Source organism: Rhodophyticola porphyridii (assembly GCF_003688285.1).
GTDB classification, from domain to species: Bacteria; Pseudomonadota; Alphaproteobacteria; order Rhodobacterales; family Rhodobacteraceae; genus Rhodophyticola; species Rhodophyticola porphyridii.
Window position 1 is genome coordinate 177,855 of the sequence record NZ_RCNT01000005.1, and the last position, 24,134, is coordinate 201,988.

General features: G+C 65.4%; 28 protein-coding genes and 1 tRNA gene. 20 read left to right on the forward strand and 9 right to left on the reverse strand.

All coding sequences use genetic code 11. The annotated features are described in order from the left end of the window. Positions 1 to 161: 161 nt before the first annotated feature. On the forward strand, positions 162 to 1,067 hold the full coding sequence (locus D9R08_RS11275) for a GNAT family N-acetyltransferase (protein WP_121898147.1): 906 nt from the start codon (positions 162 to 164) through the stop codon (positions 1,065 to 1,067). A gap of 212 nt (positions 1,068 to 1,279) precedes the next feature. On the opposite strand, the gene D9R08_RS11280 is transcribed toward D9R08_RS11275, so the two are convergent. Further along, on the reverse strand, positions 1,280 to 2,014 hold the full coding sequence (locus D9R08_RS11280; protein WP_121898148.1) for a GNAT family N-acetyltransferase: 735 nt from the start codon (positions 2,012 to 2,014) through the stop codon (positions 1,280 to 1,282). A gap of 112 nt (positions 2,015 to 2,126) precedes the next feature. Here D9R08_RS11280 and msrB point away from each other — a divergent pair, with 112 nt between their 5' ends. After that, positions 2,127 to 2,534 carry a peptide-methionine (R)-S-oxide reductase MsrB gene (msrB, locus tag D9R08_RS11285; RefSeq protein ID WP_121898149.1) on the forward strand — a complete coding sequence of 136 codons (408 nt, stop codon included), beginning with the start codon at positions 2,127 to 2,129 and terminating at the stop codon, positions 2,532 to 2,534. Here the strand turns inward: msrB and D9R08_RS11290 are convergent. Beyond that, positions 2,531 to 2,950 carry an outer membrane protein assembly factor BamE gene (locus D9R08_RS11290; RefSeq protein ID WP_233557422.1) on the reverse strand — a complete coding sequence of 140 codons (420 nt, stop codon included), beginning with the start codon at positions 2,948 to 2,950 and terminating at the stop codon, positions 2,531 to 2,533. The genes msrB and D9R08_RS11290 overlap by 4 nt on opposite strands. Positions 2,951 to 3,131: 181 nt before the next feature. Between D9R08_RS11290 and D9R08_RS11295 the strand changes: the two genes are divergently transcribed. From D9R08_RS11295 to D9R08_RS11330, 8 genes are all read left to right on the forward strand, one after another. Beyond that, positions 3,132 to 3,728, forward strand: a complete 597-nt coding sequence (locus D9R08_RS11295) for a YceD family protein (protein WP_121898151.1) — start codon at positions 3,132 to 3,134, stop codon at positions 3,726 to 3,728. Positions 3,729 to 3,968: 240 nt separating this feature from the next. Continuing rightward, positions 3,969 to 4,175, forward strand: coding sequence for a 50S ribosomal protein L32 (gene rpmF, locus D9R08_RS11300; RefSeq protein WP_121898152.1), 207 nt, complete (start codon positions 3,969 to 3,971; stop codon positions 4,173 to 4,175). 18 nt (positions 4,176 to 4,193) lie between these two features. Next, positions 4,194 to 5,321: a phosphate acyltransferase PlsX gene (gene plsX / locus D9R08_RS11305; RefSeq protein ID WP_121898153.1), complete on the forward strand. Its 1,128-nt coding sequence runs from the start codon at positions 4,194 to 4,196 to the stop codon at positions 5,319 to 5,321. Continuing rightward, complete coding sequence (locus D9R08_RS11310) at positions 5,318 to 6,292, forward strand: beta-ketoacyl-ACP synthase III (RefSeq protein WP_121898154.1); 975 nt, start codon at positions 5,318 to 5,320, stop codon at positions 6,290 to 6,292. Before plsX ends, D9R08_RS11310 begins: the two co-directional genes overlap by 4 nt. Positions 6,293 to 6,394: 102 nt before the next feature. Then, a complete protein-coding gene (gene ihfA, locus D9R08_RS11315) occupies positions 6,395 to 6,697 on the forward strand; it encodes an integration host factor subunit alpha (protein WP_121898310.1) in 303 nt (100 codons plus the stop codon). Between the two features lie 10 nt (positions 6,698 to 6,707). Further along, positions 6,708 to 7,409, forward strand: coding sequence for a MerR family transcriptional regulator (locus D9R08_RS11320; protein ID WP_121898155.1), 702 nt, complete (start codon positions 6,708 to 6,710; stop codon positions 7,407 to 7,409). Positions 7,410 to 7,489: 80 nt separating this feature from the next. Further along, a tRNA-Pro gene (locus tag D9R08_RS11325) sits at positions 7,490 to 7,566 on the forward strand. A 68-nt stretch (positions 7,567 to 7,634) separates the two neighbouring features. Beyond that, entirely contained in the window at positions 7,635 to 8,708 is a 1,074-nt protein-coding gene (locus D9R08_RS11330) for a 2'-deoxycytidine 5'-triphosphate deaminase (protein ID WP_121898311.1), read from the forward strand. Between the two features lie 18 nt (positions 8,709 to 8,726). On the opposite strand, the gene D9R08_RS11335 is transcribed toward D9R08_RS11330, so the two are convergent. Together D9R08_RS11335 and D9R08_RS11340 are read right to left on the reverse strand one after the other, a co-directional pair. Continuing rightward, positions 8,727 to 9,923 (reverse strand): class I SAM-dependent methyltransferase, encoded by a 1,197-nt coding sequence (locus D9R08_RS11335; protein ID WP_121898156.1) that lies wholly within the window; start codon positions 9,921 to 9,923, stop codon positions 8,727 to 8,729. Further along, a complete protein-coding gene (locus D9R08_RS11340) occupies positions 9,923 to 10,675 on the reverse strand; it encodes a heme-dependent oxidative N-demethylase family protein (protein WP_121898157.1) in 753 nt (250 codons plus the stop codon). Before D9R08_RS11340 ends, D9R08_RS11335 begins: the two co-directional genes overlap by 1 nt. 127 nt (positions 10,676 to 10,802) lie before the next feature. On the opposite strand from D9R08_RS11340, the gene dddP reads away from it, so the two are divergent. Further along, positions 10,803 to 12,146, forward strand: a complete 1,344-nt coding sequence (gene dddP, locus D9R08_RS11345) for a dimethylsulfonioproprionate lyase DddP (protein ID WP_121898312.1) — start codon at positions 10,803 to 10,805, stop codon at positions 12,144 to 12,146. A gap of 289 nt (positions 12,147 to 12,435) precedes the next feature. After that, the gene (locus D9R08_RS11350) at positions 12,436 to 13,668 is read left to right on the forward strand and encodes a bifunctional alpha/beta hydrolase/OsmC family protein (RefSeq protein ID WP_121898158.1); all 1,233 of its coding nucleotides are present in this window, start codon (positions 12,436 to 12,438) and stop codon (positions 13,666 to 13,668) included. Here the strand turns inward: D9R08_RS11350 and D9R08_RS11355 are convergent. Then, positions 13,619 to 14,101, reverse strand: a complete 483-nt coding sequence (locus tag D9R08_RS11355) for an Lrp/AsnC family transcriptional regulator (protein ID WP_121898159.1) — start codon at positions 14,099 to 14,101, stop codon at positions 13,619 to 13,621. The two genes, D9R08_RS11350 and D9R08_RS11355, sit on opposite strands and share 50 nt — an antisense overlap. Before the next feature lie 140 nt (positions 14,102 to 14,241). Between D9R08_RS11355 and cysG the strand changes: the two genes are divergently transcribed. The 6 genes from cysG (at position 14,242) to D9R08_RS11385 (ending at position 19,729) form a co-directional block, all read left to right on the forward strand. Then, the gene (gene cysG, locus D9R08_RS11360; protein ID WP_121898160.1) at positions 14,242 to 15,636 is read left to right on the forward strand and encodes a siroheme synthase CysG; all 1,395 of its coding nucleotides are present in this window, start codon (positions 14,242 to 14,244) and stop codon (positions 15,634 to 15,636) included. Continuing rightward, a complete protein-coding gene (locus D9R08_RS11365; protein WP_121898161.1) occupies positions 15,636 to 15,944 on the forward strand; it encodes a DUF2849 domain-containing protein in 309 nt (102 codons plus the stop codon). Before cysG ends, D9R08_RS11365 begins: the two co-directional genes overlap by 1 nt. Continuing rightward, a complete protein-coding gene (locus tag D9R08_RS11370) occupies positions 15,937 to 17,604 on the forward strand; it encodes a nitrite/sulfite reductase (RefSeq protein ID WP_121898162.1) in 1,668 nt (555 codons plus the stop codon). The genes D9R08_RS11365 and D9R08_RS11370 overlap by 8 nt, the downstream gene beginning before the upstream one ends. Continuing rightward, on the forward strand, positions 17,594 to 18,343 hold the full coding sequence (locus D9R08_RS11375) for a phosphoadenylyl-sulfate reductase (protein WP_121898163.1): 750 nt from the start codon (positions 17,594 to 17,596) through the stop codon (positions 18,341 to 18,343). Before D9R08_RS11370 ends, D9R08_RS11375 begins: the two co-directional genes overlap by 11 nt. 12 nt (positions 18,344 to 18,355) lie before the next feature. Next, a complete protein-coding gene (locus D9R08_RS11380; RefSeq protein WP_233557423.1) occupies positions 18,356 to 18,814 on the forward strand; it encodes a DUF934 domain-containing protein in 459 nt (152 codons plus the stop codon). Between the two features lie 66 nt (positions 18,815 to 18,880). Continuing rightward, a complete protein-coding gene (locus tag D9R08_RS11385; RefSeq protein ID WP_121898164.1) occupies positions 18,881 to 19,729 on the forward strand; it encodes a ferredoxin--NADP reductase in 849 nt (282 codons plus the stop codon). A 113-nt stretch (positions 19,730 to 19,842) separates the two neighbouring features. On the opposite strand, the gene D9R08_RS11390 is transcribed toward D9R08_RS11385, so the two are convergent. Beyond that, positions 19,843 to 20,499 carry a hypothetical protein gene (locus tag D9R08_RS11390; RefSeq protein ID WP_121898165.1) on the reverse strand — a complete coding sequence of 219 codons (657 nt, stop codon included), beginning with the start codon at positions 20,497 to 20,499 and terminating at the stop codon, positions 19,843 to 19,845. Positions 20,500 to 20,527: 28 nt separating this feature from the next. Here D9R08_RS11390 and infC point away from each other — a divergent pair, with 28 nt between their 5' ends. Further along, positions 20,528 to 21,226 carry a translation initiation factor IF-3 gene (infC, locus tag D9R08_RS11395; RefSeq protein WP_121898166.1) on the forward strand — a complete coding sequence of 233 codons (699 nt, stop codon included), beginning with the start codon at positions 20,528 to 20,530 and terminating at the stop codon, positions 21,224 to 21,226. Between the two features lie 300 nt (positions 21,227 to 21,526). Here infC and D9R08_RS11400 read toward each other — a convergent pair whose 3' ends face one another. Together D9R08_RS11400 and D9R08_RS11405 are read right to left on the reverse strand one after the other, a co-directional pair. After that, on the reverse strand, positions 21,527 to 22,105 hold the full coding sequence (locus D9R08_RS11400; RefSeq protein ID WP_233557424.1) for a sugar O-acetyltransferase: 579 nt from the start codon (positions 22,103 to 22,105) through the stop codon (positions 21,527 to 21,529). Further along, positions 22,075 to 22,992 carry a LysR substrate-binding domain-containing protein gene (locus D9R08_RS11405; RefSeq protein WP_121898167.1) on the reverse strand — a complete coding sequence of 306 codons (918 nt, stop codon included), beginning with the start codon at positions 22,990 to 22,992 and terminating at the stop codon, positions 22,075 to 22,077. The genes D9R08_RS11400 and D9R08_RS11405 overlap by 31 nt, the downstream gene beginning before the upstream one ends. Positions 22,993 to 23,063: 71 nt before the next feature. On the opposite strand from D9R08_RS11405, the gene D9R08_RS19235 reads away from it, so the two are divergent. Next, a complete protein-coding gene (locus D9R08_RS19235; protein WP_199709344.1) occupies positions 23,064 to 23,240 on the forward strand; it encodes a hypothetical protein in 177 nt (58 codons plus the stop codon). Positions 23,241 to 23,297: 57 nt separating this feature from the next. On the opposite strand, the gene D9R08_RS11410 is transcribed toward D9R08_RS19235, so the two are convergent. Then, the gene (locus tag D9R08_RS11410; RefSeq protein WP_121898168.1) at positions 23,298 to 24,089 is read right to left on the reverse strand and encodes an FAD binding domain-containing protein; all 792 of its coding nucleotides are present in this window, start codon (positions 24,087 to 24,089) and stop codon (positions 23,298 to 23,300) included. Positions 24,090 to 24,134: the final 45 nt, after the last annotated feature.

Here is a 24,134-nt window from a genome sequence, read left to right on the forward strand (position 1 = left end):
CTCGCGCCGTCATCGGCACTCAGCGCGTGGCCGCACGGCGGGGCGGCCACGCACGCGCTGGCATATCGGGAGGGGCCATCGCCCACCATTCTGCGGACCGGCACGGTCGATCCCGGCGCAGGGTTAACCAGCCATTAGAGAGTTGGCTCTAGCCTGCCTGCATGTTCGATTTCGCCCCAAGCCCGCCCGCCACCGCCCTGCCGCTCCAGCAATCCCCTCTGTTCGCCGATGCGCTGACAGCGGTCGGGGTCAACGCGATCTCCCATGTTCTGCCCGGCGGGCGCGCGCTGGTGATCCGGCGGCGCTGGCCCGGGATCGGCACGGTGGGGCTGATCTCCCGCGGGCCGGTCTGGACGGGGCGGCGCAATCCGCAGGCGCTGGCCGGGCTGAGACGCGCGCTTGGCATCCGCCATCTGATCGTGAACGCGGATGATGCCGCGGACGCCGCGGCGCTGAGACAGGCCGGTTTCCTGCGGATCGCCGCGCCGCGAGAGGTGGCGGAGCTGTCGTTGCTGGGCCCGCGAGAGGCGTGGTGGGCGTCAATGTCCGTCAAATGGCGCAACCGGCTGCGGCACGGGCAGAAATCCGGGCTGGTGGTAACCCAGAACGCCTTTCGCCCCGACCCGGCCCATTGGCTGCTGAGCGAAGACATCGCGCAGCAGAAACGCCTGAATTTCCGCGCCCTGCCCCATGCGGTCACGCTGGCCATGGCCAGCGCCTTGCCGGGGGCTGCCCAGCTCTTCACCGCGCGCGCCGCGGGGCGGCCGGTTGCGGCCATGCTGTTTCTCTGCCACGGGCCCGTGGCCAGCTATCACATCGGCTGGAGCAGTGACATAGGTCGCGCAAACTCCGCCCATAACCTCTTGCTTTGGCAGGCGATGCAGTCTCTCTCCGCCGCAGGGCATCAGCGGATAGATCTTGGCGCGCATAACCCGGATGACGCGCCCGGGCTTGCCCGGTTCAAGCGCGGCAGCGGGGCACGGACAAGACCGCTCGGCGGAACCTGGGCATGCTCGGCCGCGCTCGGTCCGGTGCAATCCATCGCCGAATGGTGGCACAAGACATAGGGCCGTGGACCGACGCGGGCAGGTCCTGCCATTTGTCTCGGACAGAATGAGGTCTACCGTGCTGGCGCCGCTTGCCAGAGGGGCTGACGGCAGAGCGCCGGCGCGCTGGTGGCGCACCCTGCCTCCGCCGGAGGGAAGAGCCCGGCCGTGCGGGATAGAGTCCGCCTCTCGCCCTGGAAGTCCACCGAGGATATTTGCGCTCTTGCGCCTCGCTAACCGACGACGCCGCGCAGAAGACGAGCGCGGGCCGGCGGGATCGCCTTGATCTCCAGCCCGGTGAACACATGCAGTGTGTTCAGATCCCGATCCACCACCGCATGGTCGCTGACCCATCCGCCCATCAGCAGATAGGTCCGCAGAAGCGGCGGCATCTTGGCCTGGGCCAGTTTCAGATCGGGTTTTCGGCGGAGCCGGCTGGCGAATCGGAAGACCGAAGGCGCCTTGACCCGCGGCAGCCATCGTTTCGGCGCGATGTGGCGGTCCCGAAGCAGGGCAAAGGCGTCGTAATACTCCCGCGCCTCGGTTCCATGGAAGGAGGAGCAGCCGAACAGCATCTCCACCCCTTCACGGTCGACATAGGCCGTCATCGCGCCCCAGGCCACGCGCAGAATATCGGGGTCGTGGCACTCGGGGTGAAGGCAGAAGCGTCCCATCTCCACCATCGGGCCCGCGAAATCCTTCAGCGCGGAAAGTTCATAATACTGCGCGGAATATGACCGCGAGATCTCTGCCCCGCCGGCCAGATGCAGCAGCCTGAAGCAACAGACGAGCCGACCGGTCCTGACCTCTTCCACCAGAACATGGGCGCAGGCCGCATCATAGGCATCCGCATCGCGCCCGGTTCCATCGGCGCGAAACGCAAGACAACGCAGCCGCTGTGCCGCGTCGATATCGGCGTCGTTCTCGGCAAACCGGGCGCGATATCGCCCTTTCAGAAGATTCAACATCGGCCCAAGCTCCTGCCTTTGCCGGGCAATTTGCCAGGATGCAGACGAGGCCTACATCTTGTGCACCCCCAATAGCTTGGGACTATGACACCGAAACGACAAGAGGGCGCGCGTGGAAAAACTGGTGAAACCGGATGCGGAGTGGCGCGCCGAGCTGAGCGATCTGGCCTATCGCGTGACCCGCAAACACGCGACCGAGCGCCCCTTCAGCAACGACGATTTTCCTAAGGATCCCGGGCAGTTCCACTGTGTCTGCTGCGATCTGCCCCTATTTGGGCAGACCGCCAAATTCGACAGCGGAACGGGCTGGCCCAGCTTCACGCAGCCGATCGATCCGGCTGCCGTAGGGGAAAGCGTCGATCGGGGCTGGTTCCTGCGCCGCACAGAGGTGCATTGTGCCCGTTGCGACGCCCATCTGGGCCATGTCTTCGGCGACGGGCCGACCCCGACGGGCCTGCGCTACTGTATCAATGGTATATCAATCCGGTTCCGGCCGACCGGGGCCGATGCCGGACCCTAGGTGTCGCCGCCAAGCGCATCGGCCACATTGATCCGTCCGAAGTTCTGCAGGATCTGACGCAGCAGGGTGATTTCCTGAACGCTGCTTTCGGTGACCCGGCGCGACAGGGGCACGATCTGCCCATCTTCGAGACCGAAGCGTTCGATATTCTGCACCACGCCGGCGTCGTCGAAGGAAATCGCCACGATGTTGCGTTCGATGATCTCGGGCGCGCGATACGCGAAATTGCGGACCCGGTAATCGGCGTAGAACCACGCCTCGTCCCGCATCACGCCCGAGGTGGCGGGCCGTCCAACGCTGGATTCCACGCTCTCGCGGGTATCCACGCCGGGCAGAATCGCGGCCAGTTCCTCTTCGGGCGGGATATATCCGTGATTGTTGAAAGTGGCCGAACAAGCCGCTGTCACCGATATCACCAGCAGTGCCAAACCAAGCCGCACCCGCTGCCTAATGGGGAAAGTTTGCCCGATCGCCATTGCCCAACCCTTCTGCCGCGGGCTCTTGCAAGGCCCGACAATCCTTTCTATCGGCTTACCCGACCCGCGCGCACAGGGCAAGCTGCACGCGCGTATCCGTTGACATCAGGAGCCTTTCGCAATGACAGAGCCCGCCAACGACCTGCCCCGCGCCGAGATCCGCCTTGGCGACATCCGCCGCGACAAGGCACAGGAATTCGAGCTGATCCCGACCGCCGGGGAGATGCGCGCGATCGCCCGGTCGCTGCAGATCGAGGGCCTGCGCAAACTGCGCTTCACCGGCGCGCTGGACCGTGTTTCGGATACCGAATTGCGGCTGAACGGCCATCTGGGCGCAACGGTCGTACAACCCTGCATCATCACGCTGGCCCCGGTGACGACCCGGATCGAGGCCGACGTTACCCGCCGCTATCTGGCGGAGATGCCCGAACCGGACCCGGAGCAGGACGAGGTGGAGATGCCCGAGGACGAGACGATGGAGCCGCTGCGCCCCCGCCTCGATCTGGCTGAGGTGATGATCGAGGCGCTGGCGCTGAACCTGCCGCTTTACCCCCGCGCCGAGGGGGCCGATCTGGGCGAGGCGGTGTTCACCGAACCGGGCGTCACCCCCCTGCGCGACGAGGATACGCGCCCGTTTGCGGGCCTGTCCGGGCTGCGCGCAGCCCTGAAGGACGCCGACCCGGACGATGGGGGAGAGGATGGCGGCGGACAGGACTGAGCCCTTTGCGGCGGGTTTGGCGGGGGGGCCGGGATTAGGGCTTGCATGGCGGGGGAATCCGAGTATGTTCCCGGCCTCATTCGCCGCCAAGAAAAGACGCGCCTTACCACAAGGTTGCGCCCGGCCGGACGGGGTGTGCCGGTAGCCGCTTGGCTGAGGCGAGATGACAGGAATAGAGTTAGACGGAACCCAGGGGTAAAACCGGCCAGGCCGACCCCGCCCTAAATTTGAGGTTGAGACATGGCTGTCCCCCAGAACAAGATCACCAAATCGCGCCGCAACATGCGCCGGGCGCATGATGCATTGGTTGCAGACAATCCCAATGAATGCCCCAATTGCGGCGAGTTGAAACGCCCGCATCACATCTGCCCGTCCTGCGGGCATTACGCCGACCGCGAAGTGATCGCCCAGGCCGATGAGATCGACCTCGACGACGACGCGGCCTAAGCGCGGCCCGGGGGCGGCATGACCGATACGGCAGCACTGACCGGGGCTCAGATTCCCGGCACGGTTCTGTCTATTGATGCCATGGGGGGCGATCTGGGCCCCTCCGCGGTTGTCTCCGGTATGGCCAAATCGGCCAGCAAGAACCCCAATATCCGGTTCATCGTCCATGGCGACGAGGCGGAGCTGACCCGCCTGATCGACCGCAAGAAAGTATTGGCGGGTCGCTGCGACATCCGCCATGCGGAGGCGGTCGTGACGATGGACGAAAAGCCCAGCCTGGTGATGCGCCACGGCAAGAACACCTCCATGTGGTCTGCGGTGGAATCGGTGCGGGCGGGTGAGGCCAAGGTCGCGGTGAGCTGCGGAAATACCGGGGCGCTGATGCTGATGTCGATGCTGCGCCTTCGCAAGATCGAGGGGGTGAACCGCCCCGCCATCGCCTGTCTCTGGCCGTCACGCAATCCGCAGGGATTCAACGTGATGCTGGATGCGGGCGCGGACATCCGCGCAGATGCCGAAGACCTGCTGCAATACGCGCTGATGGGCGCCAGCTATGCCCGCAACGGGCTGGACCTGAAGCGCCCGCGGGTGGGTTTGCTGAATGTGGGCACCGAAGAGCACAAGGGCCGGGCCGAGCTGAAAATGGCCCATGACCTGATCGAGCGGGTGGCGCCTGCGGCAAATTTCGAGTTCATCGGCAATGTGGAGGGCGGCGATCTGCCCTCGGACCGGGTCGATGTGGTGGTGACCGACGGCTTCACCGGAAATGTGGCGCTGAAAACAGGCGAAGGCACGGCGCGGATGATCCGCGAATTGCTGGGCGAGGCGTTTCGCTATTCGCCCCTGTCGCGGATCGCGGCGCTTCTGGCGCTGACCTCGATGCGCCGCCTGTCGAAACGGATCGACCCGCGCCGGGTGAATGGCGGCGTGTTTCTGGGCCTGAACGGAACGATCGTGAAATCCCACGGCTCCTCCGACCCGACAGGCATGGCGGCCGCGATCAAGCTTGCGGCGCGGCTTGCGGCCTCCGATTTCACCGAGCGTCTGGCCGCCCGTATCGGCGATGCCGAGGAGGCGGCGGCTGCCGCCATCCACGAGGCGGAAGAAAAACAAGAACAAGAAGAACAACAAGAGAGCAAGTCATGACCCTGCGCGCCGTTCCTGTCGGTATCGGCCATTATCTGCCCGCGCGGATCGTGCCGAATTCCGAGTTCGAGAAGACGATCGACACCACCGACGAGTGGATCAGGTCCCGCTCGGGCATCGAGCGGCGCCATTTCGCGGCGGAGGGCGAAACCACCTCCGACATGGCGATAGCAGCGGCCCGGGCCGCACTGGCGGATGCGGGACTTGAGCCCGGCGATATCGACGCGCTGATCGTCGCCACGTCGACCCCGGATCTGACATTCCCGTCGGCGGCGACGATGGTTCAGGCCGGCCTTGGCCTGAAGAGCGGTTTTGCCTTCGATGTGCAGGCGGTCTGCGCGGGATTTGTCTATGCGCTCTCCACGGCGAATGCGTTCATCACCTCGGGGCAAGTCAAGCGGGTCATGGTGATCGGTGCGGAGACCTTCAGCCGGATCATGGACTGGCAGGATCGCGGCACCTGCGTGCTGTTCGGCGACGGGGCCGGTGCGCTGATCCTTGAGGCGCAGGACGGCAAGGGCACCCCAGAGGATCGGGGCATTCTGGCGGCGGATCTGCATTCGGATGGGGATTTCCGCGATCTGCTCTATGTGGATGGCGGCGTCTCGTCCACGCAATCCACCGGCGTCTTGCGGATGCAGGGGCGGGAGGTGTTCCGCCATGCTGTTGAAAAGCTTGCCGAAACTGCTCATGCCGCGCTCGACAAGGCCGGATTGGGCGCGGAGGATGTTGACTGGATCGTGCCCCATCAGGCCAATCTGCGGATCATCACCCGGACCGCGCAGAAGATGGGTGTGGGCATGGATCGGGTCGTGGTGACCGTGCAGGACCATGGCAATACCTCGGCCGCTTCGATCCCGCTTGCGCTGTCCGTCGGCGTGGCGCGCGGGCAGATCAAGCGGGGCGATCTGCTGGTCACCGAGGCGATCGGCGGCGGGCTGGCATGGGGCGCGGTTATCCTGCGCTGGTAGGCCCGAAGCGGGCGGCAAATCAGCGCCTATCCACAAGCCCTTGATATTGACTTGAGAAATACCATCGCTCATGCTGTTGCGAAATACATGGGGAATGATGGCATGGCTGGCAAAACTCTCACACGGATGGATCTGAGCGAAGCGGTGTTTCGCGAGGTGGGTCTGTCGCGCAACGAAAGCGCCCAACTGGTGGAGCGCGTGCTGGAGTTGATGTCGGACAATCTTGTGGAGGGCGGTCAGGTGAAAATCTCGTCCTTCGGCACATTTTCGGTTCGCAACAAGACCGCGCGTGTCGGCCGGAACCCGAAGACCGGCGAAGAGGTGCCCATTCTGCCCCGCCGGGTGCTGACCTTTCGCCCCAGCCATCTCATGAAAGACCGGGTGGCCGCGGGCAACCGCAGGTAAGGCCGCGCAGATGTCCAAATCTCCGCAAGCTTTTCGCACCATCCGCGAGGTGGCCGAATGGCTTGACGTGGCCGCCCATGTGCTGCGCTTCTGGGAAAGCAAGTTTCCACAGATAAAACCGGTCAAACGGGCCGGCGGACGGCGATATTACCGGCCCGCGGACATGGCCCTGGTCGGGGGGATCAAGGTTCTGCTGCATGAGCAGGGCCTGACCATCCGCGGGGTCAAGAAGATGATCCGCGAAGAGGGCGTGGCCCATATCGCGAGCCTGTCGCCCCCGTTCGAGGCCGCAGGTGTCGAAACGCTGAGCGGAACGCTGGTGACCGAGGAGGATCTGCAGGAGGATGCCGCCGCCGGCCCCGCTGGCGAGACGGAGGCCGAGGATGCCGCGCCAGAGGCGAAGCAGGTGACGGACACAACCCCTGCCCCTGCGGAATTGCCGCTTGAAGAGACCGAGGCTGAACCGGGCCCCGAGCCGGAGCCTGAGCCCGTGGCGGCGCAAAGCCCGGAGACGGCCAGGGCGCCCGAGCCCGCCGCCGAGGCCGATTCGCCCCACGCCGCCCCCGCCGGGCAGGTGGATCATGTCGCCCATCTCCGCGACCTTGTGGCCCGCGGCGCCGATCTGCCCGCGGATCGCCGCCAGGCGCTTGGCCCGGCGCTGGCCCGGTTGCAGGCTCTGCGCGACAGGATGGCCGGCGCTCCGCCGGCTTGAGACCGGTCCCCGCCCCCGCCGATGACCGCTCCTGTTTCAAGCTTGCACGTCCTCGCAAAATCGCTAGAAGGGCGGGACGTCGGGCTATGGCGCAGCCTGGTAGCGCGTCCGTCTGGGGGACGGAAGGTCGCAGGTTCGAGTCCTGCTAGCCCGACCATTTCAAGAACCGCCCGGGCCCGTTTGGGCGGGGCGGTTTTTTTGATGGCTGAAAAGGGGGCCGTTATGATGCAAGGCGTTCTGCCCGACCACGTGATCCGGGCGATGATCGACCGGCGGGAGATTGCCGCCGTCATTCCCCCGACCGCGGACCAGATCCAGCCGGCCAGTCTCGACCTGCGCCTTGGCACCACCGCCTATCGTGTGCGCGCGTCCTTTCTGGCGGGCGACGGGACGACGGTGGCGGCACGGCTGAACGAGTTCGAGATGCACCGGGTCGATCTGACCCCGGGCGCGGTTCTGGAAAAGGGCTGCGTCTATGTGGTGCCCTTGATGGAGGAACTGGCGCTGCCCGATGATATGAGTGCGGTGGCCAATGCCAAGAGCTCCACCGGACGGCTTGACCTGCTGACCCGCACGATCACCGATGGCGGCGTGGAGTTCGACCGGATCGGCCCGGGCTATAACGGCCCGCTCTATGCGGAGATCTGCCCGCGCTCCTTCAGTGTGCTGGTCCGCCCCGGGATGCGGCTCAACCAGATCCGGTTCCGGCAGGGACAGGCCGTGCTGAGCGATGACGACCTGCGCGCGCGCCATGCGGAAAGCCCGCTGGTCTCGGGGGTTGCGGTGATCGACGAGGGGCTCGGTTTTTCCGTCGATCTGAAACCGGATACCGGCGATCTGGTGGGCTACCGGGCCAAACCGCATACCGGCGTGATCGATCTGGACAATATCGGTGGCTATGATCCGGCCGATTTCTGGGAAGAGGTGCGCACGGACGAGGCCCGTATCATTCTGGACCCCGGTGCGTTCTACATTCTCGTGAGCCGGGAGGCGGTGACGATCCCGCCCGATTGCGCCGCCGAGATGTCCCCCTATCTGGCGATGGTCGGCGAGTTCCGCGTGCATTACGCGGGTTTCTTCGATCCCGGTTTCGGCCATGCGGAGGCGGGCGGCGCGGGCGCGCGCGGCGTGCTGGAGGTGCGGTGCCACGAGGCGCCTTTCGTGCTGGAACACGGGCAGGTCGTCGGGCGTCTGGTCTATGAGAAGATGGCGTCCCTGCCGGAGCGGCTATACGGCGCCGATCTGGCCTCCAACTATCAGGGTCAGGGGCTGAAACTCTCCAAGCATTTCAGGATGTAGTGTGCCCTGCGCGCCCTTTCAGCCGGTCAGCAGCGTGGAGTAATACATCAACCCATGCCGCGTCAGTTCATCGGAGGCCGGGGCCCAGACGGCGTTGAAGGCGATGGGATCGAGCCCCGCCGCCGCCCCGATCTGGCTCAGGTTGGCCCGGCCCGTGACATGACGCAGGCAACGGGCGGCCATGGCGGACACCGGCAGTTCCATCTTTTCGCCCGCCAATGTCACCGGCACCACGCCTTTCCGGGTGATCACATCGGCGAGTTTGGACCCGGACACGCCCTTGAGATGGGGCACCGCGCCGGGGCCCGGCCGCGCCACCCGTCCGGCCGCGTTATGGGCGGCATAGACCACATGGGTCTTGATCGTGCCGCGCAGCTTCTCGGCAAGCTCCATCCGCGCCAGATCGTCCATCCCCACAATCAGACGCGGATCGCCGACGATGGGCCCCGGATCGTAGAGATGGGCCTGCGGGCTGCCGACCAGTTCCAGCCCCGCCGCGCCGAGCGTTTCGACGAGCTGGCGGATCGTATAGGGCCTGTCCTGCCCGTGCAAAAGTAAATCGTAGAAGCCCGCATCGCCCTCCAGATGGTCGCCCAGATGCGGATTGCGCTTGAACGGATGGCCCTCGGGCAGGCGGGCGAAGATAGCCCGGGCCTGACGCAGCCTGTCGCGCGGACTGCCCTGCAACAGAGCGCCGAACGCCTCTTGCAGGGGATAGACCCCGGCGCGCCCGTAAGGCGCATAAACCATCATCCCGATCCCGCCGCCATCGGCCAGCGCCGCGCCAAGCGCGTCGAAGCCAAGCTGCGGCTCGGGCAAATGATGCAGCACGCCGCAGCAATCGATATAGTCGAACGGTCCGTATTGCGCCGCATCGAGAAGCGATGCGGTGTGGAAGGCGATGCCGCGCAGGCCCCGCGCCCTGGCCCGCGCCTCGGCCACGCGGCGCGCGGCGGCGGACAGGTCAAGATAGGTTATCTCATAAGGTTTTCCGGCACTTGTGAGCGTTTGTGCAAGTTGGATCAGCGCGTCTCCCGTACCCCCACCGGCCACCAGAACGCGAAAGCTGCGCGACCAGTCGCGCTGTCCGGCGAACAGGAAGTGGTCAATCTCCAGCGGATGGCTGGGCGAGCCGGTGATCAGCCGCTTCTTCTCATCCTCCGGGTCACGATGGGGATAGGGATAGGCGTCGTATTGGGCGGCGATATCATCCATCAGGTTCGCCCTTCATACTCGATCGGATAGGTCTTGAGCGTGGCCAGTTGGGCCGCGGTCAGGGACGCGAAGGGCAACACCCATGTATGGATGGAAAACACCACCGCCCCGGTGTCCCACAGCCGCAATATGCATTGCCGTTCCGAGCGCAGGTAGTCCGGTCGCTCCGCCGGGGCGACGCGCGGCTGCAGCTCGGTTCTGGGGTGATAGAGCGTCGGGTCCGCGTAGAGCAGCGCGTTCTGCCGCCAGAGCGGGCGTTCGGGGTGAACCCTGTCGAACAGGCGCTGCACGCGAGGTGCCATATCCGCGTCATAGACGGAAACCGGGGCGTGGATACGGCTGAGCGGGTGGCCGATCTTCTCGGCCAGTGTCCAGCTTGCCGGAAAGCAGAGCGCCGCGGCGGTCAGCACATGCTCGGGCGCGCCATCCGGTTTTTCCAGAATGCACAGATCCTCCTGCACCAGCCGGGCGGCGGTCAGAAGCGGCGGCCCATCAAGCCGCACGGTCACCCCGTCCGGGCGGGTCACCTGCCCTGCCGCGCGCCCGTAACCGGGGCCCAGATGGGCGAGGATCAGCGCCAGAAGCTCCGCCGCGGGCGCATCGGACGGGCCTGGCGCCAGCACTTCCGCACGGCGTTCGCTCAGCAACCGGTCCCGCGCGGCCATCTGCCCGGCGAAGGCGTCATCCACCACCAGCCAGTCGGTCATCTTCAGCGGCTGCACCCCAGGAAGGCGGCGGCTCGCTTCGGTCATCCAGGGCGCAAAAGGCAGGGTCTTCTGAAAGATGTGTTCCAAATCCGACCTTTCCGGTGCCGCGTTCTGGCGCGATGGGCCCGTCGCGGGCCCGCAGGCTGGCCCCATGGTGGCAAGGACGCCCGAGATGAATGAAGCCTATCGACCGCCCAAGCGCAAGATCGACCCCGGCAAGGGCCCTGCCCTGCCGGACGGCACGCCGAACGACAATGACCGGGTTGAGATCGGCCCGACGATGCTGGCCTATCGCGAATGGGAGGCGGCGGGGCTGACACTGCCGGATCTGGCCGCGATGCGGGCCTACAGACTGCAACGGCTCGTGGAGAAGCTGGCGGAGCGGGCGTATGGCGGGCTGCTGATGTTCGACCCGCTGAACATTCGCTACGCGACCGATTCGACCTCGATGCAGCTCTGGAACACCCATAATCCGTTTCGCGCCTGTCTCGTCACGGCGGATGGGTACATGGTGCTGTGGGACTACAAGAATTCGCCGTTTCTGGCCGATCACAACCCGCTGGTGCGCGAAACCCGCTCCGGCGCGTCGATGTTCTATTTCTCCGCCGGGGATCGGACAAGCGAGGCGGCCGAAGGGTTCGCGGCCCAGGTGGCGGAGGTGATGGCGGCCCATGCCGGGCGCAACAGGCGGCTGGCGGTGGACAAGATCATGCTGAAAGGCGCCCGGGCGCTGGAGCGGGCCGGGTTCGAGATTTTCGAGGGCGAGGAGGTGACCGAGAAGGCCCGTGTGCTCAAGGGCCCCGACGAGATCCTCGCCATGCGCTGCGCCGCCCATGCCTGCGAGGTTGCGATGGCCGAGATGGAGGTCGCCTGTGCCCCGGGGCTGAGCGAGGATGAGATCTGGGCGGTGCTGCATGCCGAGAATATCAGGCGCGGCGGCGAATGGATCGAAACGCGGTTGCTGGCCTCGGGCCCGCGCACCAACCCGTGGTTCCAGGAATGCGGGCCGCGGGTGGTGCAGAACAACGAGATCGTGGCCTTCGACACCGACCTGATCGGCAGCTATGGCATCTGCGTCGATATCAGCCGCACATGGTGGGTGGGCGACGGCACCCCGCGCCCCGACATGATCGCGGCGATGCAGCATGCCCATGAGCATATCATGACCAACAAGGAGATGCTGAAACCGGGCGTGTCGTTCCGGGACCTGACCTTCGGCGGCCATCAGCTGGACCGGAAATACGTGGCGCGGCAGTATTCCTGCCGGTTTCACGGGGTCGGGCTTTGCGATGAATGGCCGCTCATCGCGTATCCGGAGAGCATAGACGAGGGCGCCTTCGACTATCATCTGGAAGCGGGGATGACGCTGTGCGTGGAAGCGTTGGTGGGCGAAGAAGGCGGAGATTTCTGCATCAAGCTGGAGGATCAGGTGCTGGTGACAGAAGACGGGTACGAGGATCTGACCCGGTATCCGTTTGACGAACGCCTGATGGGGCTGAGCGGCGGTTCGGCATAAGCGATGAAAGGCTGAGGCGCGGGCCTTTTCGGGCCGTGGCTGGGCGCGCGATACCGGCGGAGAATCGCCCCCGACTGCAATCGGCCCCGTAGAGCCGGATCCGCCGCCGGATGCGGGAAAACGGGGGTGCATTGCCCGTAGCCGCGCGGCGCGGGCATTCGAAACGCCACGGAATTGTCACGCATTGCCTGCGTTCCATGCACAAGGCCGTGAGATCACCGAGAGCAAGCTTGCGGCAGACCGTCTGTGGACCACATGCTGAATGGTGCACAAAGGAGCCCGTGTCCCCATGCCAACAGAGCGCTTCACCTTCCCCGGCCACGGGGGTCATGACCTGTCTGCGCGGCTGGACCTGCCGGACGGGCCGCATCTGGCGACGGCGCTGATGGCGCATTGCTTCACCTGCGGCAAGGACATTCCGGCCGCGCGGCGCATCTCCGCCCGGTTGGCGGCGATGGGTTTTGCGGTTCTGCGCTTCGATTTCACCGGGCTGGGCCATTCCGGCGGCGAGTTCGAAAACACCTCCTTCACCTCGAATGTGAGCGACCTGCTGGCCGCCGCCGACGCGCTGAAAGCGCGCGGCATGGCGCCTGCGCTTCTGATCGGCCATTCGCTTGGCGGCGCGGCGGTGCTGCGAGGGGCGGGCCGGATCGACAGTGTGAAGGCCGTGGCTACCATCGGCGCGCCGTTCGATCCGGGCCATGTGACACATAACTTCGGCGACGCGCTGGACAGGATCGCGGCCGATGGCGTGGGCGAGGTGAACCTTGGCGGGCGGCCGGTCAGGATCGGACAGCATTTTGTCGAGGATGTGAAGGCGGAGAATATTGCGCCCGCAATTTCAAAGCTCAACAAGGCGTTGTTGATTCTTCATGCGCCGCGTGACGAGATCGTGGGGATCGAAAACGCCACGCAGATCTTCGTTGCCGCGAAACACCCCAAAAGCTTCGTGACACTAGACGGCGCCGATCATCTGGTCAGCCGGGCCGAAGACGCGGAATACGCCGCCGATGTGATCGCTGCATGGGTCGGGCGCTACGTCGACCTGCGCCCGCCCGCGCCACCCCCCGGCGCACCCGAGGGCATCACGCGGGTGAGCGAGGCAGGCCCGGACGGTTTCCTGCAAGACATTCAGGCCGGCCCGTTCCACCACGCCTATGCCGACGAGCCGCTAAGCTATGGCGGGACCAACCGGGGCATGACACCCTACCAGTTCCTTGCCGCGGGTCTGGGCGCCTGCACGTCGATGACCATTCGGATGTATGCACGGCGCAAGAAATGGCCGCTGGACCACGTGGCCGTGGACGTGACCCACAACCGGATGCACGGGCAGGACGCCGCGGGCCCCGCGATGCCGCTGGATCATTTCACACGGGCGATCACGCTCAGCGGCGATCTGGATACCGACCAGCGTCTGCGGCTTCTGGAGATCGCCGATAAATGCCCTGTTCACAAGAGCCTGGAGCAAAGTGCTAAGATTTCGACGGAGCTTGTCCAAGTGGAAGAAGCGGCGTTGACTTGATCTCCTCCATGCTCAGAAGCGCGGTCACGTTGTAGATCCGCACCTCGGAAATCAGCGCCTGATAGAACGCGTCATAGGCCCGGGCGTTGGGGACGCGCACCTTCAGGATATAGTCGATTTCACCGGCGAGGCGGTGCGCCTCCATCACCTCGGGCCGGGCCCGCAGGGCGGCTAGGAATGTCTGCTGCCACTCGGCCTCATGCTCCGACGTGCGGATCAGCACGAAGAAGCAGGCCTCCAGCCCCAGAGCCTCGGCATCGAGGATCACCGTCTGCCGACCGATGATGCCGGCCTCCCGCAATTTGCGAATCCGGGTCCAGACCGGGGTCTTGGAGGAGCCGACCTCCCGCGCGATCTCGTCCAGAGACCGGCTCGCATCCTCCTGCAGCGCGCGTAGGATTTTCCGGTCCATCTCATCGACCTGAACAGTCATTCCAAGGGCCTTTCATCGGACGAACAGGGTATCTGATCTCACTCAGGTCATAGAACATACGTCCCTTTTCGCAAGCTCGATCTGCCATTTATCGGGAAATTATTCTACCTTTGGTATGAAAACAGCGCCTGAGGTTCGCCATGCAGCATTTCCCGATCTTTCTGGCCGTCGCCGGCCGCCTCATCGTCGTCTCGGGCGGCGGCGAGGCGGCACTGGCCAAGCTGCGACTGCTGATGAAGACCGAGGCGCGCCTGTCGGTCTTCGCGTCCGATCCTGCGCCGGAGATCGACGCCTGGGCGGCGGAGGGCCGGCTGACCGTGATCCGGCGCCCGTTTGGCCCGGGCGATGCGCTCTGCGCGGCGCTTTTCTACGCCGCCAATGACGACGAGGTCGAGGATGCGCGCGTGACCGCGCTGGCCCAGGCCGATGGGGCCCTGACGAACTGGGTAGACAATCTGGAGCGAAGCCAGTTCATCACGCCCGCCATCGTCGACCGGGATCCGGTGACCGTGGCGATCGGCACCGAGGGGGCGGCCCCGGTTCTGGCGCGCGCGATCAAATCGGATCTGGAGGCGCGCCTGCCTGTCAAGCTTGGCCTTCTGGCGCGGGTCGGCAAGGGGTTCCGCAAAGCAGCGGAGGCACTGCCCATGGGACGCGCCCGGCGCGACTTCTGGGCGGAGTATTACTTCAAGTCCGGACCGGAAGCCGCTGATAAAAGGGGTGAAGAAGGCGCCCTGGAAAATCTTGAAACCCTGCTTTCCGACCATCTGACGCGCAAGGCCCAGCCGGGCCGCGTGGCGCTGGTGGGCGCAGGCCCCGGCGATCCGGAACTCTTGACGCTGAAGGCCCGCCGCGCCTTGGACGAGGCCGATGTGGTGATCTACGACCGGCTTGTCGCGCCGGAAATTCTGGAACTCGCCAGGCGCGAAGCGGTGCTGATCAATGCCGGCAAAGAGGGGTTCGGCCCATCCATGTCGCAGCAGGACATCTGCGGCTTGATCATCCGGCACGCGGCCGACGGCGCCTATGTGGTCCGCCTGAAATCCGGCGACCCCACGATCTATGGCCGTCTCGATGAAGAGATCGAGGCGCTTGAGGCCGCGGGCGTTCCATGGTCGGTGGTTCCCGGGATCACCGCCGCCTCGGCCGCGGCGGCCGGGATAGGCCAAAGCCTCACCAAGCGGGACCGCAACTCGGCGCTGCGATTTCTGACCGGTCATGACGTGCAGGGCTTTGCCGAGCATGACTGGCGCGGTCTGGCCCGGCGCGGAGAGGTGGCCGCGATCTACATGGCCAAGCGCGGGGCGCGGTTCCTGCAGGGCCGGCTGCTGATGCATGGCGCGGCCCCCGACACGCCGGTGAGCGTGGTCGAAAACGCCTCGCGCATCGGTGCGCGGGTGCTGTCGACCACGCTGGCGCGTCTGGCTGCCGATATCGATACCGCCGCCATGGCGGGGCCCGCGATCCTGCTTTACGGCCTGAGCCCCCGCGCCGCCGAGGCCGCCCTTCCCCATCTGCAAAAGGACCATGCCTGATGCCCCGTGCCTTCACGCCCAAAGTCGTCACCGCCAACGCCCTTCTGGAAGGCGATGTGGTGTATCTGACCGAAGATGACCGCTGGACCCGGCAGCTGACCGAAGCGGAGCTGATCGAGGATGAGGCGCATGCGCAACTGCGCCTCCTGGATGCGGAGATGCGCCCCGGCCAGGTCGTCGGGCCCTATCTGGCCGATGCCGTCGCCGGTCCCGACGGACCTGCCCCGGTCCATTTCCGCGAGACGTTTCGCGCTACGGGGCCGTCCAACTACGCCCATGGCAAGCAGGTGGAGTCCAAAAATGTATAGATACACCGATTTCGACGCCGCTTTTCTGGCCGAGCGCAACGCCCAGTTCCGGGCGCAGGTGGCGCGCCGCATCGACGGATCGCTGACCGAGGAGGAGTTCAAGCCCCTTCGCCTGATGAACGGGCTCTACCTGCAACTGCATGCCTATATGCTGCGTGTGGCGATCCCCTATGGCACGCTCAACAGCGCGCAGATGCGGCAGCTGGCGATGATCGCCGAGCGGTGGGACAAGGGGTATGGCCATTTCACCACGCGCCAGAACATCCAGTTCAACTGGCCGAAACTGGCGGATGTCCCCGACATGCTGGACGCGCTGGCCGAGGTGGGCATGCATGCGATCCAGACCAGCGGCAACACCATCCGCAACGTGACCGCCGACCATTTCGCGGGCGCCGCCGCCGATGAAATCGCCGACCCGCGCCCGGTGGCGGAGCTGATCCGGCAATGGTCCACCGACCATCCGGAGTTTCAGTTCCTGCCGCGCAAATTCAAGGTGGCCGTCACCGGCGCGCCCAATGACCGGGCGGTGACGGCGGCCCATGATATCGGGCTGCGCATCGTCGCGCGGGACGGGCAAATCGGCTATCGGGTGCTGGTCGGCGGCGGCCTGGGCCGGACACCCATGATCGGCAAGGTGCTGGCCGATTTCGTGCCCGGCGAGGACCTGCTGCCCTATCTGGAAAGCGTGGTTGCGGTCTACAATCTGCTTGGCCGGCGCGACAACAAGTACAAGGCCCGCATCAAGATCACCGTGCATGAAACCGGGATCGACGAAATCCGCAACATGGTTGGGGATGAATTTGCCATGCGAAAGGCCGCATTCGCCGGAATTGATCAACGCATGCTTTCAGAAATCGAAAGTCACTTCGCACCTCCTGCCTATGAAACCGGAGGTACAGAGAGTTTTGATATCACATATGCCATAAATCCAGCATTTCGCGCCTTTGTGGATACAAATGTGGATAAGCACCGGCAGGAGGGCTATGCCATCGTCTCCGTCTCGCTCAAGGCGCATGGCGCGACACCGGGTGATGCGACGGCGGAGCAGATGCGGGTAATGGCCGATCTGGCGGAAACCTATGCCCATGATGAGTTGAGGATCAGCCATGAGCAGAACGTCATCCTGCCCCATGTGCCGCGCCGGCATCTGCCCCGGATCTACGCGGCGCTGCGCAGGGCGGGGCTGGCCACGGCGAATATCGGGCTGATCTCGGACATCATCGCCTGCCCGGGCATGGATTACTGCGCGCTGGCCACGGCCCGGTCGATCCCGATCGCGCAGGAAATCGCGACCCGGTTCGAGGCTTTGAAGCTGGAGCAGGATATCGGCCCGCTGAAGATCAAGATCTCGGGCTGCATCAATGCCTGCGGGCACCACCATGTCGGCCATATCGGCATTCTGGGACTCGACCGGGCGGGGGTGGAGAACTACCAGATCACTCTAGGCGGTGACGGAACCGAGGAGGCCACGATCGGCGAGCGCGCGGGCCCCGGGTTCGGCGCCGAGGATATCGTTCCGGCCATCGAGCGGCTGGTCCATGCCTATCTGGATCTTCGCGACGACCCGGAGGAGACCTTCCTGCAAACCTATCGGCGGCTTGGCATCGCGCCGTTCAAGGCGGCCCTTTACCCGGCGGAGGCCAAGGCCGATGCCGCGTGACGTGAGGCTGCCGCCGGTCGAAACGCGCGTGGCCCGGTTGAACGCCCGCTACCGGCATCATTCGGCGATCTCGGTGCTGGAGCACGGCCTGCGCGACACCGATACGGGCCGGATCGCGCTGGTGAGCGCATTCGGGGCGGAATCGATCGTGCTGCTGCACATGGTTTCGGTGGTCGACCGGGCCACGCCGGTGCTCTTCATCGACACCGAAATGCTGTTTCCCGAGACGCTGGCGTATCAGCGCGAGGTTGCGGGGTTTCTGGGTCTGGAAGAGCTTCGGATCATCCGGGCGAGCCAGACCGCGCTGGCCGCGCATGACCCCGAGGGCGATCTGCATCAGCGCGACGCGGATGCGTGCTGCGGCCTGCGGAAAACGCAGCCGCTGGCCCATGCGCTGGCCCCGTTCGACGCCTGGATCACCGGCCGGAAGCGGTTTCAGGGCGGGCAGCGCGCGGAGCTGGAGTTTTTCGAGGCGGAGGGGGATTTTCGGATCAAGATCAATCCGCTGGCCCATTGGGCGCCGGAGGATGTGCAGGATTACATGATCAACAACCGCCTGCCCCGGCACCCGCTTGTGGCCCGCGGCTATCCCTCGATCGGCTGTGCGCCCTGCACCGCGCCGGTTGCGGCGGGCGAAAACCCGAGGGCGGGCCGCTGGAAGGGCCGGGACAAGGATGAATGCGGCATTCACTTCGTCGATGGCCGGATCGTCCGCGGCCCTCTGAAACAGGCATCGTGAAAGGGGCCGGCAATGGAACTTGCGCAATTGGAACAGACAGAAGGCAACCCCGCGATGGATGATCGGGTGCTGGTGCGCGACACCGGGTTCGCGGCGGAGGACTGGACCGGGGGCTTCGTGGCCCTTGGCGACGGCTGCGCGGCCAATGCGGCAGGGCTGGATCTGGGTCCGGCGGATGACGTGACCGATCTGGCCGCGGATCTTGACCGGCTGGAGATCATCCGCATCGCCTTTCCCAGCTTTGCCGATGGGCGCGGCTTCACGCTTGCCAGACGGTTGCGCGCGATGGGTTATGGCGGGCGGCTGCGGGCCTTCGGCCATGTGCTGGCCGATCAATATGCGATGGCGCGGCGGGCCGGGTTCGACGAGGTGGAGATCGGGCCCGATCTGGCCGCCCGCCAGCCCGAGGACCAATGGCTGGCGCGCGCGAACTGGCGCGCATTCGATTATCAGGCGCGGCTGCGCGGCTAAGCCCCCTTCCCCTGATCCAGATCAATGCCTAAGACAAGGGACGGCTGCTAGAGCCGTTACATGAGCATGACCGAGCAAACCCCCGTGACCCAGACCGCCGCCAAACCGGCACCCACCCTGCCCGACGCCCAGACCGTGACCTTCGTGAAGCACTGGACGGATCGCCTGTTTTCCTTTCGTGTGACGCGGCCCGTTTCCCTGCGGTTCCGCTCGGGCGAGTTCGTGATGATCGGCCTGATGGGCGACCCGGATCCCAAGACGGGCAAGCAGAAACCGCTTCTGCGAGCCTATTCCATCGCCTCCCCCTCCTGGGACGAGGAACTGGAGTTCTATTCAATCAAGGTACCCGATGGCCCGCTGACAAGCCGGTTGCAGCATATCCGGCCCGGTGACGAGATCATCCTGCGGCCCAAGCCCGTGGGAACGCTGGTGCATGACGCGTTGATCCCGGGCAAGCGGATCTGGTTTTTCGCGACCGGTACGGGCTTTGCGCCCTTTGCAAGCCTGTTGCGCGATCCGCAGACCTACGAGGATTACGAAGAGGTTATCATCACCCATACCTGTCGCGAGGCAGGCGAGTTGGCCTATGGTGCCGAGCTGATCGACAGCATACGCAAGGACGAGGTTCTGGCCGAGCTCTTCGGCGAAGGCTTTGCCGACAAGATCAGGTATTATCCGACCACGACCCGCGAAGAGAGCCCGAAAATGGGCCGGATCACCGACCTGATGCGCTCGGGCGAGGTGTATGCGGATCTGGGCGTCGAACCGCTCTGCCCCGAGAATGACCGGGCGATGATCTGCGGCAACCTGGCCTTCAATCTGGAACTGAAGGCGATGCTGGAGGAATACGGGCTTGAGGAAGGCGCCAATTCCAAACCCGCCCAATATGTGGTGGAAAAGGCGTTTCTGGACTGATCCCGGCGCATCAGCGCCGCGCCCAAGCTGAAACGTCTTTCCGGCCGACACATGAAAACCCCGCACCGGTCCGGTGCGGGGTTGCGTCGTCATGGGGCTGGCCCGGCTTCGAGTCAGAGGCCAAGCGCCTCGCGGATCTGCGTCACCACGCCTTCGACCAGCGCCGGGTTGTCGCGGGCCGCTTCGATGGCGGTGCGCAGGCCCAGCTTCGTGCCTTCGCCCAGATCGGAGTTTTCCACGGCCTGGAGCGCGGCATCGGCATCAAACCCGTCAACCGTCAGCGCGGCGTTTGCTTCGGCCGACACTTCCGCATCGGCTGCGGCGCCTTCAACCGCGTCTGCGGCCTCGGTCGCGGCATCCTCGACCGCCTCTGCGGCGGCGTCGGCAGCGGCTTCGACCTCTGCCGCGGCTTCGGCGGCGGCGGCTTCCGCAGCGGCGGCCTCAGCCTCGGCGGCGGCAGCGGCTTCCGCTTCTGCGGCAGCGGCGGCTTCTTCAGCGGCGGCGGCTTCCGCTTCGGCGGCGGCAGCAGCTTCTGCCTCGGCGGCGGCGGCCTCTTCAGCGGCGGCGGCAGCTTCTGCCTCGGCGGCGGCGGCGGCCTCTTCAGCGGCGGCGGCGGCTTCCGCCTCCGCCTCGGCCGCGGCGGCTTCGGCGTCTTCGGTCGTGCTTTCGACCGCGTCGGCCACGGGTGCCTCATCCGCGCCCTGGGTCAGGAAGTACCCGCCCACCGCGACAACGATCAGCACCGCAACAATGATCAGAATCCGATTCATCTTATCCCCCAAGGGTGTTCAACTTCATATGACTCGGCACATAATTGCCCCGCAGCGTCGGCACAATGGGAAAGCGGCGTCTCCGCTCCCCTCGGCAAGGGGCCGCCATCAATTCGCCTTGAAAGCCGACGGTGGTACGGTTAGATTTGCGGCCCGAACCTCAGGCTACAGAAGGAAAAATCCAATAGCCCGCAGACCCCATAATGCGCCGCCCACGCGCGAGACAGGACCCCGCGTCAATGAACGCATCCGGTCACCCGAAATACGCCTTATCGGCGCCGAAGGCGAAAATGTCGGCGTCGTGACACCCGCCCGCGCCATGGAAATGGCTGAGCAGGCCGGCCTTGATCTGGTGGAAATTTCTCCGAATGCGGACCCGCCGGTCTGCAAGATCATGGATTTCGGCAAGTTCAAATACGAACAGCAAAAGCGCGAATCCGAGGCGCGGAAGAAACAGAAGATCATCGAGGTGAAGGAGGTGAAATTCCGCCCCAACACCGACACCCATGATTATGACGTGAAAATGCGCAACGTGACGCGGTTTCTGGAAAATGGCGACAAGGTGAAGGTGACCTTGCGCTTTCGCGGCCGCGAAATGGCTCACCAGAATCTGGGACGCGAGCTTCTGGAACGTGTGGCCACCGATATCGAGGGTCTCGGCAAGGTGGAAAACATGCCCAAGATGGAAGGCCGCCAGATGGTGATGATGATTGGCCCGGCCAAGTAGGCCTTCGGCCCGAAACGAAACATGAGACGCGCGCGGGGCGGACCCGCCGCGCCTTTTTGCTGCGCGCCGGATCGGTGAGGCAGACGGCCCCCATTGTGCAGCAATCTTTCGACGGGACGCGGCGCTGTTCAATCAAGACGGCGTGGTGCCGGTCAAGCCGGAGCATTGCCCGAAGGTGAATGCCGACGGGGCGGCGGCCTTCACCCGGTGGCTGCTGCGGAAGAGGGTCAGGGTGCCATCGCGTCCTTTGTGCTGGACGGGGAGCCGCTGTTTTTCCCAGACCCGGACGGATCCGGCGGATCAGCCGGGCCTTGCCCGCGCGGGCATGCCGGTCACCGTCTGCCCCGGGGCCACGTCCCGGGACACGACCGCGCCCGCCCCCACGATCGCGCCATCGCCGATGCGGACCCCGGGCAACAGGATCGCGCCGCCGCCGATCCAGACATTTGCCCCAAGCGTGACCGGCCGTGCGATCTCCAGCCCTGCCGCGCGGCGGGCGGGATCGTGATCGTGTTCCGCGCAATAGATATGCACGCCCGGGCCCAGCATCGTGTGCGCCCCGATGCGCACCGGCGCGGTATCCAGGATCACGCAGCCCGCGTTCATGTAAACCCGGTCGGCCAGCGAGATATTCACCCCGTAGGCGCAGTGAAACGGCGCCTCCAGCATCACATCGGCCCCGACCGAGGCGAACAGATCGCGCAGCAGCGGGGCCATCCCGCCGCGCGGATCGGGCGCCATTGTCGCATGCTGATGCACGGCCCGCCGGGCGACCATGCGCATCTCCTCAAGCTCCTCGTCGAGGCAGGAATACCACGTGCCGGCCGCCATCTTTTCACGTTCCGACATCATCCCGCCCGCGCCTCCCGCGCCCGCCATTGATGGACCGAGGCCTCCATTTCCGCCTTCAGCCAGCTTGTGAACTGTGCGATGGCGCGTGCCCGCAGGCCTGATTGGCGGGCAATGACCCAGTAATGGACGCCGGTCTGGAACCGCTGCGGAAAGGGGCTGACAAGCTGGCCCATCTCCAGCGCCGGACAGGCCAGCGTTTCCCAAGCCAGAAACACCCCCTGCCCCGCAATCGCCGCGTCGAGGCACAGCGATGCATCGGCATAGGTCGGCCCCTCGCCCAGAATATCGGGGCTCAGACCCTGGGCCCCCAGCCACACATCCCAGCCGAACAGCGCCTCGTTCTCGCGGATCACGGGGACATGGGCAAGATCGGCGGGCGCGGCCAGCCGGCCGGCCATCTCTGCCGCACAGACAGGAAACACGCGCTGATCAAGAAGCTTTTCCGCCACCACACCGGGCCAGCCGCCGCGGCCTACGCGGATGCACACGTCCACATCCGCCTCATCGGGATTGACCAGCGCAATATCGGGCTCGATCCGCACACGAATATCCGGAAAACGCGCATGAAAATCGCTCAGCCGCCAGACAAGCCAGCGGCTTGCAAAAATCGGTGCGACGGAGACGACCAGCCTATCTTCCGCGCCGCGCCCGGCGAGACGCACCGCAGTGGCCAGTTCGGCCATGCCCCGGCCCAGATGAACCAGAACCTCGTCCCCCGCCCTGGTCGGTCGCATCCCCGCCGGGGTGCGGTGGAACAAGGTGCGGCCAAGTGCTGCCTCGGTCTTCTTGACCTGCTGACTGACCGCGCCGATGGAAACGCCCAGCTCGTCAGCGGCGCGCTGCAATCCGTGCAGGCGACCCACGGCCTCCACCGCCCTGAGGCCCGACAAATGCACGCGGTTCAGCTCTCTCATTCAGTTTTCCTAAAGTCTCCTGCCAGAATACTCCATAACATACGGGTAAATCCACCGCTACCTCTATAGCCATGACACAGGTTTTCCGATATCCGCTACATCTGCTGCGTCTCTGGCGATGCCGCCAGGCCGAAGAGGCAAGGCAGCAATGGCGGCGCGATCCACTCTCGCATCCCGACATCGCCCGGATGAATAGACGCGAACTGGCCGACCTGCCTTTCGACCCGGCCCGGATCAAGCCCGAATGACAACAAAAAAAGCCCCGCCGCAATGGCAGGGCTTTTTCAATTCGAGCCTCTCCCGGCTCAGGTGGCGGCGGACACCGCCCGCCGGGTCATGACGCCGACCAGATGCGCCCGGTAAGCACCCGAGCCGTGCAGATCGGAGATCATGTCATCGGCAGGCACCGACAGATCGGCGATCGCATCGGCAGAGAAATCCGCTGACAGGGCCGCCTCCGCCTCGCTCCAGCGGAACACGCCATCCTCCGATGCGCCGGTCACCGCGACCCGCACCCCATCGGCATATTTTGCGACGAAGACACCGACGAGGGCGAAGCGTGAGGCGGGTTGGACGAATTTCTGGTAATTCGCGGCCTCGGGTACAGGAAAACGCACCTCGGTGATGATCTCGCCTTCATGAAGGGCGGTCGTGAACATCCCCTCGAAGAAATCATCGGCCGCGATGTCGCGGGTGTTGGTCTTGATCGTGGCCCCGGTGCCAAGCACCGCGGCAGGGTAGCAGGCGGAGGGGTCGTTATTGGCCAGCGATCCGCCTATGGTCCCGCGATTGCGGACCGCCGGGTCGCCGATACGCCCGGCAAGGGCCGCCAGCGCCGGGAAATGCGCCGCCGCTTCGGCCTCCACCACCGCGTGCGGCGTGGCGCCGCCGATGCAGACCCGGCCGTCATCGTCGAGACAGACACCCTGCATCTCGGGAATGCCGGTCAGGCTGACCAGGGTTGCCGGGGCGGCGAGCCGCTGTTTCATCGTCGGGATCAGGGTCTGCCCACCGCCCAGCGCCTGTGCCTCTTCGCCCTGAAGCGCCGTCGCGGCCTCATCAATGCTACCGGGGCGCGCAAAGTCGAAATTATACATCCGTGTCTCCTCCCGAGAGGGGTAAGCGCCCTCTCCTTGTTCGAA

Excerpts from the sequence above, each read along its gene's own strand:
- D9R08_RS11365 (WP_121898161.1), top strand. The coding sequence starts at position 15,636 with ATGCCCCGTGCCTTCACGCCCAAAGTCGTCACCGCCAACGCCCTTCTG.
- plsX (WP_121898153.1), top strand. The coding sequence starts at position 4,194 with ATGACCGATACGGCAGCACTGACCGGGGCTCAGATTCCCGGCACGGTT.
- D9R08_RS11310 (WP_121898154.1), top strand. The coding sequence starts at position 5,318 with ATGACCCTGCGCGCCGTTCCTGTCGGTATCGGCCATTATCTGCCCGCG.
- D9R08_RS11275 (WP_121898147.1), top strand. The coding sequence starts at position 162 with ATGTTCGATTTCGCCCCAAGCCCGCCCGCCACCGCCCTGCCGCTCCAG.
- D9R08_RS11350 (WP_121898158.1), top strand. The coding sequence starts at position 12,436 with ATGCCAACAGAGCGCTTCACCTTCCCCGGCCACGGGGGTCATGACCTG.
- infC (WP_121898166.1), top strand. The coding sequence starts at position 20,528 with ATGACTCGGCACATAATTGCCCCGCAGCGTCGGCACAATGGGAAAGCG.
- D9R08_RS11410 (WP_121898168.1), bottom strand. The coding sequence starts at position 24,089 with ATGTATAATTTCGACTTTGCGCGCCCCGGTAGCATTGATGAGGCCGCG.
- D9R08_RS11330 (WP_121898311.1), top strand. The coding sequence starts at position 7,635 with ATGCAAGGCGTTCTGCCCGACCACGTGATCCGGGCGATGATCGACCGG.
- D9R08_RS11400 (WP_233557424.1), bottom strand. The coding sequence starts at position 22,105 with ATGGCGGGCGCGGGAGGCGCGGGCGGGATGATGTCGGAACGTGAAAAG.
- D9R08_RS11375 (WP_121898163.1), top strand. The coding sequence starts at position 17,594 with ATGCCGCGTGACGTGAGGCTGCCGCCGGTCGAAACGCGCGTGGCCCGG.
- D9R08_RS11355 (WP_121898159.1), bottom strand. The coding sequence starts at position 14,101 with ATGACTGTTCAGGTCGATGAGATGGACCGGAAAATCCTACGCGCGCTG.
- D9R08_RS11385 (WP_121898164.1), top strand. The coding sequence starts at position 18,881 with ATGACCGAGCAAACCCCCGTGACCCAGACCGCCGCCAAACCGGCACCC.
- D9R08_RS11370 (WP_121898162.1), top strand. The coding sequence starts at position 15,937 with ATGTATAGATACACCGATTTCGACGCCGCTTTTCTGGCCGAGCGCAAC.
- ihfA (WP_121898310.1), top strand. The coding sequence starts at position 6,395 with ATGGCTGGCAAAACTCTCACACGGATGGATCTGAGCGAAGCGGTGTTT.
- D9R08_RS11390 (WP_121898165.1), bottom strand. The coding sequence starts at position 20,499 with ATGAATCGGATTCTGATCATTGTTGCGGTGCTGATCGTTGTCGCGGTG.
- D9R08_RS11320 (WP_121898155.1), top strand. The coding sequence starts at position 6,708 with ATGTCCAAATCTCCGCAAGCTTTTCGCACCATCCGCGAGGTGGCCGAA.
- D9R08_RS11295 (WP_121898151.1), top strand. The coding sequence starts at position 3,132 with ATGACAGAGCCCGCCAACGACCTGCCCCGCGCCGAGATCCGCCTTGGC.
- D9R08_RS11280 (WP_121898148.1), bottom strand. The coding sequence starts at position 2,014 with ATGTTGAATCTTCTGAAAGGGCGATATCGCGCCCGGTTTGCCGAGAAC.
- D9R08_RS11340 (WP_121898157.1), bottom strand. The coding sequence starts at position 10,675 with ATGACCGAAGCGAGCCGCCGCCTTCCTGGGGTGCAGCCGCTGAAGATG.
- D9R08_RS11335 (WP_121898156.1), bottom strand. The coding sequence starts at position 9,923 with ATGGATGATATCGCCGCCCAATACGACGCCTATCCCTATCCCCATCGT.
- D9R08_RS19235 (WP_199709344.1), top strand. The coding sequence starts at position 23,064 with ATGACACAGGTTTTCCGATATCCGCTACATCTGCTGCGTCTCTGGCGA.
- rpmF (WP_121898152.1), top strand. The coding sequence starts at position 3,969 with ATGGCTGTCCCCCAGAACAAGATCACCAAATCGCGCCGCAACATGCGC.
- dddP (WP_121898312.1), top strand. The coding sequence starts at position 10,803 with ATGAATGAAGCCTATCGACCGCCCAAGCGCAAGATCGACCCCGGCAAG.
- D9R08_RS11405 (WP_121898167.1), bottom strand. The coding sequence starts at position 22,992 with ATGAGAGAGCTGAACCGCGTGCATTTGTCGGGCCTCAGGGCGGTGGAG.
- D9R08_RS11380 (WP_233557423.1), top strand. The coding sequence starts at position 18,356 with ATGGAACTTGCGCAATTGGAACAGACAGAAGGCAACCCCGCGATGGAT.
- cysG (WP_121898160.1), top strand. The coding sequence starts at position 14,242 with ATGCAGCATTTCCCGATCTTTCTGGCCGTCGCCGGCCGCCTCATCGTC.